18 protein-coding genes and 1 riboswitch are annotated in these 15,134 nt (G+C 32.4%); of the genes, 13 read left to right on the top strand and 5 right to left on the bottom strand.

Translation table 11 applies throughout. The annotated features are described in order from the left end of the window. Window positions 1–43: 43 nt before the first annotated feature. From resA to ACFOZ1_RS07670, 8 genes are all read left to right on the top strand, one after another. Window positions 44–610 (top strand): thiol-disulfide oxidoreductase ResA, encoded by a 567-nt coding sequence (gene resA, locus ACFOZ1_RS07705; protein ID WP_390197925.1) that lies wholly within the window; start codon window positions 44–46, stop codon window positions 608–610. Window positions 611–636: 26 nt separating this feature from the next. Then, window positions 637–2,268, top strand: coding sequence for a cytochrome c biogenesis ResB family protein (locus ACFOZ1_RS07700; protein WP_390197922.1), 1,632 nt, complete (start codon window positions 637–639; stop codon window positions 2,266–2,268). Window positions 2,269–2,318: 50 nt separating this feature from the next. Next, a complete protein-coding gene (ccsB, locus tag ACFOZ1_RS07695; RefSeq protein WP_390197919.1) occupies window positions 2,319–3,509 on the top strand; it encodes a c-type cytochrome biogenesis protein CcsB in 1,191 nt (396 codons plus the stop codon). 81 nt (window positions 3,510–3,590) lie between these two features. Next, window positions 3,591–4,298 (top strand): response regulator transcription factor, encoded by a 708-nt coding sequence (locus tag ACFOZ1_RS07690; protein ID WP_390197916.1) that lies wholly within the window; start codon window positions 3,591–3,593, stop codon window positions 4,296–4,298. A gap of 9 nt (window positions 4,299–4,307) precedes the next feature. Then, window positions 4,308–4,484, top strand: a riboswitch (cobalamin riboswitch). A 96-nt stretch (window positions 4,485–4,580) separates the two neighbouring features. Beyond that, window positions 4,581–4,958, top strand: a complete 378-nt coding sequence (locus ACFOZ1_RS07685; protein ID WP_390197913.1) for a DUF4430 domain-containing protein — start codon at window positions 4,581–4,583, stop codon at window positions 4,956–4,958. Beyond that, entirely contained in the window at window positions 4,955–5,458 is a 504-nt protein-coding gene (locus tag ACFOZ1_RS07680; protein WP_390197910.1) for an ECF transporter S component, read from the top strand. Before ACFOZ1_RS07685 ends, ACFOZ1_RS07680 begins: the two co-directional genes overlap by 4 nt. A gap of 84 nt (window positions 5,459–5,542) precedes the next feature. Further along, a complete protein-coding gene (locus ACFOZ1_RS07675) occupies window positions 5,543–6,091 on the top strand; it encodes an RNA polymerase sigma factor SigX (protein ID WP_390197907.1) in 549 nt (182 codons plus the stop codon). Beyond that, window positions 6,075–7,229, top strand: coding sequence for a hypothetical protein (locus tag ACFOZ1_RS07670; protein WP_390197904.1), 1,155 nt, complete (start codon window positions 6,075–6,077; stop codon window positions 7,227–7,229). The genes ACFOZ1_RS07675 and ACFOZ1_RS07670 overlap by 17 nt, the downstream gene beginning before the upstream one ends. 65 nt (window positions 7,230–7,294) lie before the next feature. Here ACFOZ1_RS07670 and ACFOZ1_RS07665 read toward each other — a convergent pair whose 3' ends face one another. After that, window positions 7,295–7,516 (bottom strand): ferredoxin, encoded by a 222-nt coding sequence (locus ACFOZ1_RS07665; protein ID WP_390197901.1) that lies wholly within the window; start codon window positions 7,514–7,516, stop codon window positions 7,295–7,297. A 157-nt stretch (window positions 7,517–7,673) separates the two neighbouring features. Between ACFOZ1_RS07665 and ACFOZ1_RS07660 the strand changes: the two genes are divergently transcribed. The 3 genes from ACFOZ1_RS07660 to ACFOZ1_RS07650 are packed head-to-tail and all read left to right on the top strand — an operon-like array spanning window position 7,674 to window position 10,489. Then, complete coding sequence (locus ACFOZ1_RS07660; RefSeq protein ID WP_390197898.1) at window positions 7,674–8,720, top strand: YpbB family protein; 1,047 nt, start codon at window positions 7,674–7,676, stop codon at window positions 8,718–8,720. A 2-nt stretch (window positions 8,721–8,722) separates the two neighbouring features. After that, window positions 8,723–10,246, top strand: a complete 1,524-nt coding sequence (locus ACFOZ1_RS07655) for a RecQ family ATP-dependent DNA helicase (RefSeq protein ID WP_390197895.1) — start codon at window positions 8,723–8,725, stop codon at window positions 10,244–10,246. Between the two features lie 24 nt (window positions 10,247–10,270). Beyond that, the gene (locus ACFOZ1_RS07650) at window positions 10,271–10,489 is read left to right on the top strand and encodes a hypothetical protein (protein WP_390197892.1); all 219 of its coding nucleotides are present in this window, start codon (window positions 10,271–10,273) and stop codon (window positions 10,487–10,489) included. A gap of 114 nt (window positions 10,490–10,603) precedes the next feature. Here ACFOZ1_RS07650 and ACFOZ1_RS07645 read toward each other — a convergent pair whose 3' ends face one another. Genes ACFOZ1_RS07645 through ACFOZ1_RS07635 form a run of 3 tightly spaced genes read right to left on the bottom strand, consistent with a single transcriptional unit; the run spans window position 10,604 to window position 11,663 of the window. Next, window positions 10,604–11,173: a manganese catalase family protein gene (locus tag ACFOZ1_RS07645; RefSeq protein ID WP_390197889.1), complete on the bottom strand. Its 570-nt coding sequence runs from the start codon at window positions 11,171–11,173 to the stop codon at window positions 10,604–10,606. Window positions 11,174–11,188: 15 nt separating this feature from the next. After that, a complete protein-coding gene (locus ACFOZ1_RS07640; protein ID WP_390197886.1) occupies window positions 11,189–11,446 on the bottom strand; it encodes a spore coat protein CotJB in 258 nt (85 codons plus the stop codon). A gap of 1 nt (window position 11,447) precedes the next feature. Beyond that, complete coding sequence (locus tag ACFOZ1_RS07635) at window positions 11,448–11,663, bottom strand: spore coat associated protein CotJA (RefSeq protein ID WP_390197883.1); 216 nt, start codon at window positions 11,661–11,663, stop codon at window positions 11,448–11,450. A gap of 253 nt (window positions 11,664–11,916) precedes the next feature. Between ACFOZ1_RS07635 and ACFOZ1_RS07630 the strand changes: the two genes are divergently transcribed. Next, window positions 11,917–13,152, top strand: a complete 1,236-nt coding sequence (locus ACFOZ1_RS07630) for a Glu/Leu/Phe/Val family dehydrogenase (protein WP_390197880.1) — start codon at window positions 11,917–11,919, stop codon at window positions 13,150–13,152. Between the two features lie 17 nt (window positions 13,153–13,169). Further along, the gene (locus tag ACFOZ1_RS07625) at window positions 13,170–14,162 is read left to right on the top strand and encodes a YpdA family putative bacillithiol disulfide reductase (protein ID WP_390197877.1); all 993 of its coding nucleotides are present in this window, start codon (window positions 13,170–13,172) and stop codon (window positions 14,160–14,162) included. Here the strand turns inward: ACFOZ1_RS07625 and ACFOZ1_RS07620 are convergent. Then, entirely contained in the window at window positions 14,152–15,117 is a 966-nt protein-coding gene (locus ACFOZ1_RS07620; RefSeq protein ID WP_390197874.1) for an asparaginase, read from the bottom strand. The genes ACFOZ1_RS07625 and ACFOZ1_RS07620 overlap by 11 nt on opposite strands. Window positions 15,118–15,134 lie beyond the last annotated feature (17 nt).

Genomic DNA, 15,134 nt, shown 5'->3' with positions numbered 1-15,134 from the left:
AGTGACATGTTAAAATGAAGAAATCAGAGGGAGGGGAGATTCTTTGAGTACGAATCCAAATCCACGTGATAAAAAGAAACGTAACAGACTTATCTATCGTTCTGTAATCTTAATCATACTCTTTGCTGCATTATTATTTGCAGTTATTTCAAATATTACAAAAGAGGAAGAAGCAGTTCAAATAGGTGAAGAGGCGCCTAACTTTCAATTAGTTCAACTAAATGGGGAAGAGAACCAAACAGTACGTTTATCTGATTTAAGGGGTAAAGGGGTTATGTTAAACTTCTGGGCAACATACTGTGAACCATGTGAGAGAGAAATGCCTTATATGGAGTCATTGTACCCATTATACAAAGAGAAGGGTGTAGAGATTGTTGCGATTAGCGTAGATGCAACCGAATTTGTTGTCCAACAATTTATGGATAAATACAATTTGACTTTTCCTATTTTACATGACAAAAAAAGTCAAGTGATGGATGCATATAGGATTAAACCATTACCTACTACATACTTTATTGATGAGAATGGTATAATTGTAGAAAGAGTACTAGGTGAATTATCACTTGAACGTTTAGATGGTTATTTACAACAAATCGTACCATCACAATAAATAAGGAGTAAATCACGGAGGTCTTTATGAATGTATTAAAGTGTGATGCATGTGGATATGAGAATAGTGTGGGCACAACTATTTGTAATAAATGTGGAAATCCATTAGACAGAAATAAACAGAATGAATTATTAAATATGAGATATGATGGAAGGTCCATTCGCTCTAAATCAAAAAACAAGACGATTGTTGATAAGATATGGAATTTTTTTTCGTCTGTCAAAGTGGGTGTTAGCTTAATAGCGATTGCCCTTGTTGCTTCCGCTATCGGAACAATATTCCCACAAAAAATGTATATTCCCACAACAGTTTCACCTGCTGAACATTATCGAGAAGAATACGGGATTGTCGGTCAGATATATTATCAATTAGGTTTTCATGAATTGTATAGTTCTACGTGGTATATGATATTAATTGCACTTATAGGTATGTCTATTTTTATCGTTAGTTTAGATCGAGGTATACCACTATATCGAGCTTTAACGAAGCAAAATCCAATAAGACACGTTCGATTTTTAGAGAGACAAAAACTATTTGGAAAATATAACAATTACAAGCAATCTGATGTAGAAAAATTAGTAGGAAATATCAAAAAAAGTCGTTACAAAATTTATGAAAAAGATGGACATATATTAGCAGAGAAAGGCCGTTTTTCTAGATGGGGTCCGTATGTGAATCACACTGGTTTAATTATTTTTCTTGTTGGAACATTATTAAGATTTTTTCCTTCTATGTATGTGGACGAATTTGTTTGGGTTAGAGAGGGAGAGACGGCAATCATTCCAGGTACCAATCAAGAATACTATATTGAGAATTTACAATTTACTTTAGAATTTTATGGTGAAGATCCGGAAGATGAAAAATTCCAACAAGTACTGGAACAAGAAAACAGTGCAATACCAAAACATTTTGAAACAAAAGCAATTATTTATCAAAATGTTGCAGAAGACGTAATTGGGACAGAACCACAATTAGAAGAAGTGACTCGTGGGGATATTATTGTGAATGAACCACTCCAATTCGCTGATTTATCAATATATCAAAATAGTTATCAATTGAATGAATTCAGCAGTATGTCATTTACATTACATACAACAGATAGTGAAGAAGAACTAGCCCAATTTACTGTTGATTTTTCTAACCCTAATTCAGTATATGAATTGGACAATGGATTCAGAATTGAGTTAAACAATTATTATCCGGATTACGTATTAGATGATGATGGACCTAGATCGCAATCGAACTATCCAAGGAATCCTGCGTTTGTCTTCTTTGTCTATCCTCCAGGTGAAGAGGAGCCAGAAAGAAACTTTTTATCAATCGGACAAAATATTGATCCGACAAATGAAAATCAATACAAACTAAGTTTAAAAGGATTTGATATGCGCGAAGTGAGTGGGTTAAAAGTAAAGAAAGATTTAACACTACCTGTTCTTGGAATTGGTGCATTTATTTTTATGATTGGTGTCGTTCAAGGAATGTATTGGCAGCATAGACGTATTTGGATTCATCCAAAAGGGGAAGAATTATATATTGCTGGCCATACAAATAAAAATTGGTTCGGTATGACGAATGAATGTAAGAAGATAATGGAAGATACACCTTTCTCAATGTTAAATGATCAGGAGAAGGAACATCAAGAAAATGATTACACTTAATTTTGTATAAAGAAAAGTTATGAAATTAAGTTTACAAAGGGGATTAAGGGATGGAAGAATTACTTACATGGAGTGGGCGATTGTTGTATACAGCCTTTGTTATTTATCTTGTTGCAACAGTATTATTTGCTGCGACAATAAAAGATAAAAGACATAAAAAATCATTTACCAAGTTGCATTTGAGTGCAATCGTCACAACAATACTTGGTTTTGTAGCTCAATTAGGTTATTTCTTCACTCGTTGGATGGCGAGTGGACATGCACCTGTTAGTAACATGTTTGAATTTGTCACTTTTTTTGGAATGATGCTTGTATTAGCATTTATCATTCTATATTTTATCTATCGTATAGAATTATTAGGTTTGTTTGCATTACCTATTGCAACATTAATTATTGCATATGCGAGTATGTATCCACGTGAAATATCGCCATTAGTTCCATCATTAAAAAGTCATTGGTTATATATTCATGTAACAACAGTTGCATTAGGAGAGGCAATCTTAGCAGTTAGTTTTGTAGCAGGAATTATTTATTTAATCAAACAAATTGATCAAAAAGTTTCTAATGCAAAAACAAAGTGGCTTGAAGTAATTATGTATTCTATTTTTGCTACACTCGGTTTTGTAATTATTACAACCATTTTCTCTATGAATGATTATTCGGCTACTTTTGAATATCAAGTAGATGGTGAAACGAGACAATTAGAATATCATTTACCTGCAGTATTTGGTCCCAAAGGTGGAGAGTTACTAACTTCTGACCGAATGGATATGATTATTTCAACACCTGAATGGATGCATGGTGCGGAAGCCCCAAGAAAATTAAATACACTTGTATTGTCATTGATTGTTGGTTTCATACTTTATATTGGTGTAAGATTGATTCTACGTAAGCGAATTGCGGCAGCCATCCAACCAGTACTCAAAAAAGCAAATCCAGAATTGTTAGATGAAGTATGCTACCGCGCTGTAGCAATTGGTTTTCCAGTCTTTACATTAGGTGGTTTAATTTTTGCAGCGATATGGGCTCAAGAAGCATGGGATCGATATTGGGGTTGGGATCCAAAAGAAGTATGGGCTTTAATCACATGGTTCTTTTATGCGATCTTTTTGCATTTACGTTTAACAAGAGGTTGGCACGGTGAACGTTCCGCCTGGTTAGCAGTAATTGGCTTCGCTATTATTATGTTTAACTTGATTGTAGTTAACCTTGTTTTGGCTGGATTACATTCCTATGCATAATAAGGAGAAAAGTACAGGAGATTATTGTCGCTTGTACTTTTTCCGTATATACTAGAAATGGGATAGGGGGTAAATTATTAAATGGATAATCGCAAAATATTAGTAGTAGATGATGAAGAACGAATTCGAAGATTACTTAAAATGTATTTAGAGAGAGAAGACTACATAGTAGACGAAGCAAGTGATGGAGAAGAAGGTTTAGAAAAAGCATTAACAGAAGATTATGAAATCATTCTATTGGACGTCATGATGCCTGGTAAAGATGGTTTAGAAGTATGTAAAGAAATAAGAGAAAAGAAATCTACACCTATTATGATGTTGACAGCAAAGGGGGAAGAAATTAGTCGGATTCATGGCTTTGAAGCTGGTACAGATGATTATATTGTCAAACCATTTAGTCCAAGAGAAGTTGTACTTAGAGTAAAAGCGTTGTTACGTAGATCTGGAAATGTGCAAGTAAGTACGCAATTAAACCGATCAAAAGATTTAATTGAATTTCCGCATTTGATCATCGATAATGATGCCCACAGAGTATTAGCTAATAAAAAGGAAGTAAGCTTAACGCCTAAAGAATATGAACTATTACTTTTCCTTGCTAAAGCACCAGATAAAGTGTTTGATCGCGAGGAATTATTGAAAGAAGTTTGGAAGTATGAGTTTTTTGGTGATTTAAGAACAGTAGATACACATGTAAAAAGACTAAGAGAGAAATTAAGTAAAGTATCCGAAGAAGCAGCAAAGATGATTGTGACAGTTTGGGGTGTCGGATACAAATTTGATGTACAATAAAGTGTGATGTAAACTTCGATATATGATGGCGTGTAATTACTTAATAGGGAATCTGGTGGAAGTCCAGAACTGTCCTCGCAACTGTAATTGTTGACGAAACGCAAATACCATTGTACGTGATGTATGAGAAGGTGCGGAGTAGGAAGAAACATAAGTCAGGAGACCTGCCATGATATGAGAATATAATGCTTCGAGGATTGAGCATTCGACGTATTATCTTTTTATTCTTTAGACAGGTTAATACCGATGTGCAATCCTCCTAATTTAAAGGAGGAAATTTTAATGAAATTAAAAAAAATTTTACTATTGATAAGTTGTTTGTTAGTTGTATCTTTAATGGCATGTTCGCCTAGCGAATCTAAAGAAGAGAATTACCATGCTACTATTATTTTGTCGCTTGACAATAATTCCGAAGTTATTGAGGAATTAGATGTTTCGTTTGAACCACCAATGAAATTATTAACATTACTAGAGAATAATACAGAAATCATCGAAGAAGATGGACTAATAACTAGTATAAATGGACATGAGCAAAATATAGAAGAGAATAAGTTTTGGTTATATGAGATAAATGGTGAGATGGCAATGGTGGGTACAAATGAATATGAAGTAAAAGATAATGATGTAATCCACTTTGATCTTGGGGAAATGCAAGAGTGAATCAACGTATCTATCGTTTAACACTACTTGCAATGCTCATAACAATAGCAGTTGTAGGACGATTAGCTATGCAATATATTCCTAGTGTTCAACCAGTTACTGCTATCATTATTATTTCTGGCTATTTATTAGGACCGAGCGCAGGAATCATAATTGGTGTCGCGACTGTTTACTTAACTAATTTATCATTAGGCATGGGAATTTGGACAATATGGCAAATGATAGCGTGGGGAAGTATTGGATTATTTGCAGGCATTATTGGACGTTTTCAGTGGAAAAAGGAGAAAAAAATCTTAATTATTTTTAGTTTTTTTGCTGCATATTATTATGGGCTTATTCTAAATAGTAGCATGTTTGTATATACAGATAAGTTTATCCCGTTTTTGTTATCCAGTTTACCATTTGATACATATCATGCAATTGGTAACGTTATTTTTGTATCTATATTATATCCGATTTTAAAAAAAGCTTTAAAAAGAACAAATAATAAACTACAATGAAACCACATCAAATTGGAATGTGGTTTTTTTTGTAACTTTTTTTGTGTTTGTTTCGACAAATATTCTATAAAGGAGGTCATCTGATTGAAACAGATTTTCGATGATCTTTATGAGCGTTATCATCAAGATATGTATAAGTATGTATTTTATTTAGTGAAAAATAGAGAACAAACAGAAGATATTATCCAGGAAGTATATATCCGAGTATTAAAATCGTACCATACTTTTAAAGGCGATAGTTCTGAAAAAACATGGTTATTCTCAATTGCAAGACATGTGACATTAGATCATTTTCGGAAAATGAAGCGAAAAAGAGACAGAGTGTTAGAATTTTTTAATTGGAATGAACATGAATCGAATATAAAATCTACTGAACCAATACCAGAGGAAGTGGCAATTAAGAATGAAGAAGCTGCACAACTTTATCAATCTTTAAATGTATGTACAAATGATCAAAAACAAGTCATTTTATTACGTTTTTTATATGATTTTTCTATTGATGAGACCGCAAAAATTCTTGGTTTTTCCATAAGTAAAGTCAAAACAACTCAACATCGCGCCTTAAAAATATTAAAAAAATACTATAACAGTACATATGACAAAGAAGGTGAAGATTTTGACAAACAAGCATAATGAAAATTTTGAGAAGTGGATAAAAAAGTTACCAGATATTTCAGATCATCGTTCAAAAGAGGACGTGTATCGTAGCATATACATTCAAATGGAAGAAAAAAAAGTTCAAATAGATAGAAGTAAGTGGCTTGTTCCAACACTAGCGACAATATGTAGTATTGTTTTATTAGTTATTATTATTCAAAACATGGAACACATATCATGGAATGAATCTTCGAATGATATAGCAGTAGAGAACAGTGCAAATGACGAATTTAGTATGTATTCCGCAGTGGAAGAAAGCGAAATGCAACAAGATGTTATGGAAGGTGCAACGCAAAATGAATTAGGGGATTTAAAAGGCAAGCGAACAATACAAGAGTCCTATATTGGGTATGATAATAACGAAGATAATATAACATTAGCAGTCGTTTCAGATGGTGCACAATACGTTGTACCAATCACATTATTAGTTCCAAGTGATTCTCTTCCAAGTATGAATACATTATATGAAAATATAGCCCAATATGTAGATATGAATCAAAATGGATTTCAAACATTACATTTTGAAGAACTTGAATTTGATATTCATGATAATTCTGCTTCCATCCTATTGAACGACACGTATTCTGTCCAAAATAGTAGTACAAATTATCATTTGTTCCGACAAATGTTAGATACTATTTTCACTACAAATGGGGTTGAGCAAATCGAAGTATCCGGAACCCATTCATTTGTACTTGAACAGACCAATTTTGCTTCTGATTACATTCAAAATAAATATTACAAAGTATATCAATATCAAAATAGTGAGAAAAAATGGCTCATTCCTGTTTATAATAGCGATGTAGAAACAATAGAGCAGGCATTAGAAGAAATGAAAAAGGATGAAGAAGCGTATCATATTCACAAGACCATTCCTAGTGATACGAAAATAAACACTTCGAGTATTGATGGGATATTAGAAGTTCGAGTTGAATCAAGTGAGTTACTCATATCTACTGATCAAACTATTTTTCTAGAGTCCATATTAGCAACTGCAAAAGAATTTGGATTTAATGCTGTTCGTTTTTATGTTAATTTTGATAACGCAACTGACTATAATTTATCGGAACCTATTGAAGTACCTGACTATATAAATCCACAATTTGCGCAGTGAAAGTATTCAAATATCTATTTATTTGTAGTATAATAATCGAAGTAGGTCATCATTAGCTACTTCGATTATTTACTAAATTGTCTCACTTTGATGGATTCAGTTGGACAAGACATTTCTGCTTCCATAACATCCTCTACTTCCGCTAAAGGTATTTGTTCCAACATCTGGTTGTTTCCATATTTACAATATGCCAATCCCTCATCATCATAATCAAACACATTTGGTGCAGTTGCCCCGCAAACTCCACATGCAATGCAAGTTTCTTTATCTACACATGAAAAATACATACCGTCAATCACCTTCCTAACAACTAGCTTAGCACATCTTCCTCATAAAATCCTTTACTTTGTCACAGACTGAACCTCTACACAATTCTACTTAATAATTGTTACTTTATCTTTCTATATATGCTTGGTAAAATGGAATAAGATTGGAGAAAATACGATGTTTCATTATATCTTACTAGTTTGCATTAAATATATAAAATCAGAAAGATCCATTAATAATATTTATTATTTGTTAAAAGGTAAAAAATCCACTCAAACAATTCAGGATGCCTATCTTTTCCAACTAACTAATTTTTTTGGGATTTATCCGCAAGTAGAAAAAAATACTTTTAATAATTTTGTTACTCAATTACTTAATAATCAATTGATTAAACATGTAAATAATGATTTTGTGATAATAACAACATATGGTGAAACGTACTTAAATAATAATAAGCGACCATTGTATTTTAATGGTTTAAACTACAACAAAATAGACAGGGCATATTTACAATCAATAATCTTACTCATTCAAACAACAACCAATCTTGCAAATGGTAATAATCGTTTTATTCCAGTGATCGAGGATTACCAAGTACAAAAGATTGTGAAAAAAGTACTGCAAACAAAGTTAAATAATCCAGAAGTTATTTGTTCTTCTGTATATAAAGATTTACATACACTTTTAGATAGCTATAATGGTGATGATAGAGTCAAAGAGATGTTTGTGATGTACTTAACATCTAATAATGAAATAGGTCATAGTATGCAACAATTGGCGGAAACTTATAAGATGAGTATAGAAGATGTATATTGTGAACTAATGAATCTAATACATTATCAGTTATCTGAAATAGAACAAAACAGAAGTGCATTCTTATTTTTACCGAATTTAATTGGAACTAAAAATGTAGAATTATTAACGGATTCAGCAAAAAGGACGTATGAGCTTCTATTAAAAAGTCATACTGTGAAAGAAATCTCTCAAATTAGATTATTAAAAGAGAATACGATATATGATCATATTGTAGAAATAGCATACCAATTTCCAGTCAATATTTATCATTATATGTCTGTTGAAGTCTACGAAAAGATTAGGTATGTATTAGATGAACTTCATACTACAAAATTAAAAGAATTAAAATCTAAATTACCTGATTCTGTTACATATTTTCAAATTAAGCTAGCTATTGCGATTACATACCGAAATAGAAATGAGGAATAAAAATGCTAGAGAATAATCTAGAAAAATATTTAAAAAAATATTTTGGCTATGACTCATTTCGTGAAGGTCAAAAAGAAATTATCGAATCTGTTTTACAACAACAACATACTCTAGCGGTTTTACCAACTGGATCAGGTAAATCCATCTGTTATCAGTTACCTGCAATGATATTAAATCAATTAGTTATCGTTGTCTCACCGCTTTTATCGTTAATGACAGACCAAGTTAAAGAATTAAAAGCATTTGGTATGAAAGATGTTGCTGCAATGAACAGTTTTATATCTTATAATGAAAAAAAATACATTTTAAATAACTTGTCTAAGTTTAGAATAGTCTTTTGCTCACCAGAAATGTTGCAAAATTCACATGTGATAAAAAAGTTACAAACAATACAGATTGGCTTATTTGTCATTGACGAAGCACATTGTTTGTCACAGTGGGGGTATGATTTTAGACCTGATTATTTACGTCTAACAGAAATTCACAGATTGTTAAATAACCCACCTATTTTAGCTTTATCTGCTACTGCAACGGAAGAAGTGCGAACAGATATTATCAACATATTAAGATTGAAAAAGTATCAGTTATTTGTCTATCCAATTGATAAAGCCAATATAAGTTATATCGTGAGAAAAACAACGCATCCAGACCAAAAAAAACAGGATATTGTTGAATTACTTAAACAATATCCTGTGCCAACTATGATTTATTTCTCGAGTAGATTAGAAACAGAAAGAATTTCTTCTTATCTCAAGTCGGAATTACCTTCATTGCGTATCGCATTTTATCATGGTGGTTTAGATACCACTGATCGCATTGTTATTCAACAACAATTTATGGCAAATCAATTAGACATTGTATGTTGTACAAGTGCGTTCGGAATGGGTATTAATAAACCAGACGTACGTTTAGTCATTCATTATCATATACCAAGTCAATTAGAATCTTTTATCCAAGAAGTTGGACGTTGTGGGCGAGACGGGAAATCTAGTGTTAGTGTAACATTGTTTCATGACTCTGATAAAAGAATACCTTATCATCTTATCCAATCAGAGTTACCAGATGTGACTCATGTTCGTGTAGTATTAGAGAGGGCAAGACGTGAAAATATGTTACATGTCTCTTTGTTAGAGGATATATTTCTACAAACTTCTGATAATAATGAATCACAATGGCGATTTTTAAGATATCATTTAGAACAGCTTCATTTGATTGAAAAGGAAACAATTAAATTGAATAATAATAATACAAGTGATTTTATAAATTATATTGAAAAGATAATCTCGAGTCGTAGAGATTATAAAATGAAGAAGTTAAGCGAGATGCTCGACTGGATTGATACATCAGACTGTAGAAGAGAAAAGTTGTTTGATCCTTTTCAAGAAGAAATACAAAAGTTAGAAAGTATGTGTTGTGATCAATGTGGATTTAATTGGGATTTTTGGAAGCCAGATAAGATTAAGACAAACGAGTATAGACGAACATGGGAACAGATGTTAGCTGACAAATTGTTGCAATCGATATAATATATTAAGTAGGGGGAATACATGGTGAAACAACAAATCAATGATCAAGCATCCATTCTCCGTGATTTAGTCAAAAAGAAAAATTCACAATCAGAGGATATGTTACAATTACCTCCACGATCGTCCGTGCATAAAAAAGTACAACGCAAACAAAGAAAAAAAATACAACTTGTTAGTATTTTATTATTTTCGTTTATTATGTTAATTATTACATTAATTGTTGTGGCATTTCAGATGCAATAGGTCGAATTATATATAGACATCTATTCAAACATTACTTGCAAGAATTAGATGTCTATTTGTGACAATATTTTTAGGTGTATGGTAATTTGCTTACGATCCTGTGTTTTTATGAATTTAAAATACTTTCTTCCTGTCTCGTTCTTCTTTTAATATTTCTACTGCTTCATGGAAACGTTGAGCATGAACAATCTCTCTTTCTCTAAGAAACTTTAAAGATTCATTCAAGAATGGATCATCAGATAAATCGATAATCCATTGATAGGTTGCTCGAGCTTTTTCTTCTGCTGCGATATCTTCATACAGATCTGCGATTGGATCGCCCTTGGCTTGAATATAGGTTGCTGTCCACGGAGAGCCAGCAGCATTTTGATAATACAATGCTTGATCATGATTGACATAATAATCACCAAGGCCAGCTTGTTGTAATTGTTCTGGTGTTGCATCTTTGGTTAATTTATATATCATTGTTGCAATCATTTCGAGATGAGCAAATTCTTCTGTACCAATATCATTTAAAAGGCCGACTACTTTATCGGGTATCGTATAGCGTTGATTTAAATACCGTAGTGCAGCAGAGAGTTCTCCATCCGCTCCACCGTATTGTTCAATTAGATATTTTGCTAGACGCGGATTACATTGACTCACTTTCACGGGATATTGTAATTTCTTCTCATATAGCCACATGTGTGCATCCTCCCTTTATACTTGCCATGGCCATGGAGCATCTTTCCAATTCCATGGATAACTTGAAAAGCTCCCTCCAAACTGTAACAAAGGTCCAAATTGACTTTCAAATTGCGCTTTCAATTGTTTACTCTCATATGCGAGTTGATTAAATTGCTTAACTGCTTCTAAATCATCAGGATGCGTATCGAGATATAATGTTAGGTCAACTAAAACAAAATCGACTTGTTGAATTTTTTCTAATAATTGATAATAACTTTCTGGTAACTCCATTCTAACCCTCCTCTCTCTTAGGTGGATATGGATCATACAGGCATTTCCATAATGTTCCTCGATAAAGGGCTTCTTCAATTGGAAATTGAGCAGTGTTCATTGGCTGAAAGCGAATATATAAATTTGGTGGTGTGGAATAATATTTGATTCGTTTAGGTGGACATGGATCAAATGGACTTACATATGGGTGATAGTATTTAATACTAGTTTGTTCCAAAATAATCAAACTCCTTTCATGATGACATACTATTGCAATATATGTGAATAGGTGATTGTCCCATGAATAAAGAATGAAAAATTGTATTTTAGATTTGTTTTACCCGTTCCATCATTTCACATTCTATTTGATTAGTAGTATAATAAAGGTAGTTTGTCTTGTATGTGTATTCGTCTATTTGATGAATAATTGATGGAGATAGCAAAGTAATTGTACGGATGACTCAAGAAAGTTAGGTTTAGGAGTGTGACGATTGAATAGTAATTTTGAGCACTTACAAATGATGATGAAAGATGTTTTAACACAATTAGGATATCCTAAAGACATGTATGAATTGTTAAAAGAACCATTAAAAGTATTAAAAGTCCGTATCCCAGTGAAAATGGATGATGACACTGTACAGATTTTTACTGCGTATCGCTCACAACATCATGATGTTTTTGGTATTACACAAGGGAATGTTCATTTTAGGCCAGATTTAACAGAAGAAGAAATTGCAGCATTATCTATTTTAAGAAGTGTAAAAGCGAGTAATTTGCAATTGCCGATAGGTGGGAGTAGTGGTGGAATTATTTGTGATCCTAGAAAACTCTCTTATCGAGAATTAGAGCGATTGAGCAGAGGATACATACGAGCAATTCATCACAACATCGGACCACATATTGATATTCCTTCATCTGATGCTTCATTAGATGCTCAAATCATTGCATGGATGATGGACGAATATAGTCGCTTGCATTGTGAGGTGGATCCTAATTTTATATCTGGTAAACCGTATATATTAGGTGGATTAAAATATAAAGAATCAGCAATTGAACAAGGTATTTTTCATACACTTTGTGCAATGATTGATGAATATCATTTAAATGTGAAAGAGACAAAAGTAATCATTCACGGAAGTGGTGCTATAGCAAGTTATATAGCTAATAAACTCTATCAAATTGGAGTAAAAGTAATTGGTATTTCAGATCCACAAAAAGCAATATATGATGAAGAAGGCATTAATATACCAGACTTATTTAAACATAAAGATAATTTTGGAATATTCAATTATGATAAAGATAAAAGCATATCATTAGAAGAATTTTGGTTCATCCCTAATGATTTTGTCGTGTTAACAACAAAGAATGAACAAGTAGATATAGACTTGGCCCAGAAGTTACATACGAGATTTATCTTAGAAACAGTGAATCATACATTAACGAAGGACGCAATTCAATTATTACACGAAAAAGATGTCATTATGATTCCAGAAGTGTTAACAACAAATGGTGGAATTGTTTATGCATATTTAGAGTGGTTGGAATATAAACAAGGAAAAAGATTTTCAGAAAAAGAAATAGAAACATTATTTAATGAAATTATTCAAAATGCATTACAATTAGCAAAAAGAACCTCTGTTAAATTTAAAGTCAATATGTATACATCAAGTTATATGATTGGTTTAAAAAATCAAGCAGAAGCTATTCGTTATCGAGGTTGGATTTAAAAAAAGGAGTGTCTATAGTGCAACAAGAACAAGTTATTATCATTGGTGCTGGTCCTTGTGGAATGTCAGCGGCTATCGAATTACAAAATATTGGTGTTAGTCCATTAATTATAGAAAAAGGTAATATTGTAGATTCCATCTATCGCTATCCAACTCACCAAACATTTTTCAGTTCTAGTGAGAAATTAGAGATAGGAGATGTAGCATTTGTGACAGAAAAGCCTAAACCAGTCAGAATTCAAGCATTATCTTATTACAGAACTGTAGCAAAACGCAAACAATTAAGAATCAATAATTTTGAAAAAGTTGAAAATGTAAAGAAACATGACGATATATTCCGCATAGAAACTGTTACAAATCGAAATGAACAGAAGAGCTATCTAGCTACACAAGTGGTTATTGCAACTGGTTATTATGATCAGCCTAATTATATGCATGTAAAAGGGGAAGAATTGCCGAAAGTTTCTCATTACTTCAAGGAAGCCCATCCATATTACAAAAAAAAAGTTGCAATAATTGGTGGGAAAAATTCTGCTGTAGATGCTGCGATAGAACTAGAGAGAGCAGGAGCAGAGGTGACTGTACTGTATAGAGGAAGTGAATATTCCAAAAGTGTAAAACCATGGATTATCCCTGAATTTATTTCTTTAGTTAACCACAATAAAATTACTCTAGAATTTAATGCACATGTAGATGAAATAAGTGAGCAGTATGTTGAATATAGTGTAAATGGTGTCAGAAAGAAAATAGAGAATGATTTTGTTTTTGCAATGACAGGTTATCAACCAGATCAAAACTTTTTAAAAGATATTGGGATTACTGTTGATATCACAACAGGTAGACCTAATTTTGATCACGAAACAATGGAAACAAATGTAAATAATATTTATATTGCTGGTGTGATTGCTGCGGGATATGATAATAATGAAATTTTTATCGAAAATGGAAGATTCCATGGAGGTCTCATCGCATCTTCGATAAAAAATAAACGTAATCAAATTAATCAGTAAACGAGTCTATAATTTCTTTTTTTGTTGAATGGTTCTCTAATAACAATAGTAATTTCAGTCTTGCTTTCGGTCCATTAATTTGGTTTGCAAAAATAACACCAATTGACTCTAAGGATTTCCCACCACCGTCATAGCCATATACTGGCTGTACCATACCATTGTAACAACGTGAAACAATAACAATTACTAAGCCTTTCTCGATAAGTTTACTCAAAATAGGTAGTATTGTTGGTGGGAGATTCCCTTGACCAAGCGCTTCTATAACAACACCGTTTACTTTATTTGTATCAATAGATTCAAACATTTCAATTGGCATTCCTGAAAATGCTTTAAACATGTAGACAGATTTTGAAATGGTATCAATCGGCAATTTATTGTCTGAATACATATTTTTATGATAAAAAACAACTTTTTTATGATGAATGAGTCCTATCGGGCCGAATGGAGGACTTTTGAATGTTGCCACATTACTTGTAGAAGTTTTGGTTACATATCTTGCAGAATGAATTTCATCATTCATTACGACTAAGACTCCATAATGACTCGCTTCCTTAGTTAGTGCAACACGTATCGCTGAATAAAAATTGTAAAGTGCATCTGTTCCAATTTCATTACTTGGTCGCATTGCTCCTGTCATAACGATAGGAATATGACTTTTGATTGTTAACTCTAAAAAATATGCTGTTTCTTCTAGCGTATCTGTTCCGTGTGTAATGACAATACCTTCAATTGCATGAGAATCATGTAATCTACTCTGTACATAGTTTGCAAGTTTCACCATATGAAGTGGTGTGATATGCGGTGAAGGTAAAGAGAACAGTTCTACTTCTTCCATAGGTATTTCAAAATCATCTTTCATTGTAGTTAAGGGATGTTCAGAGGATATTTGAATACCAGTTTGGCTCTGTTCCATTGAAATCGTTCCACCTGTATGTATAATTAATAATTTTTTCATCTAATACCCCTTTTTAT

It is taken from the genome of Gracilibacillus marinus (assembly GCF_042651725.1).
GTDB lineage: Bacteria > Bacillota > Bacilli > Bacillales > Amphibacillaceae > Gracilibacillus > Gracilibacillus marinus.
Note: the sequence above shows the minus strand (reverse complement) of the source record. Positions and strands in the feature narration are given on the sequence as shown.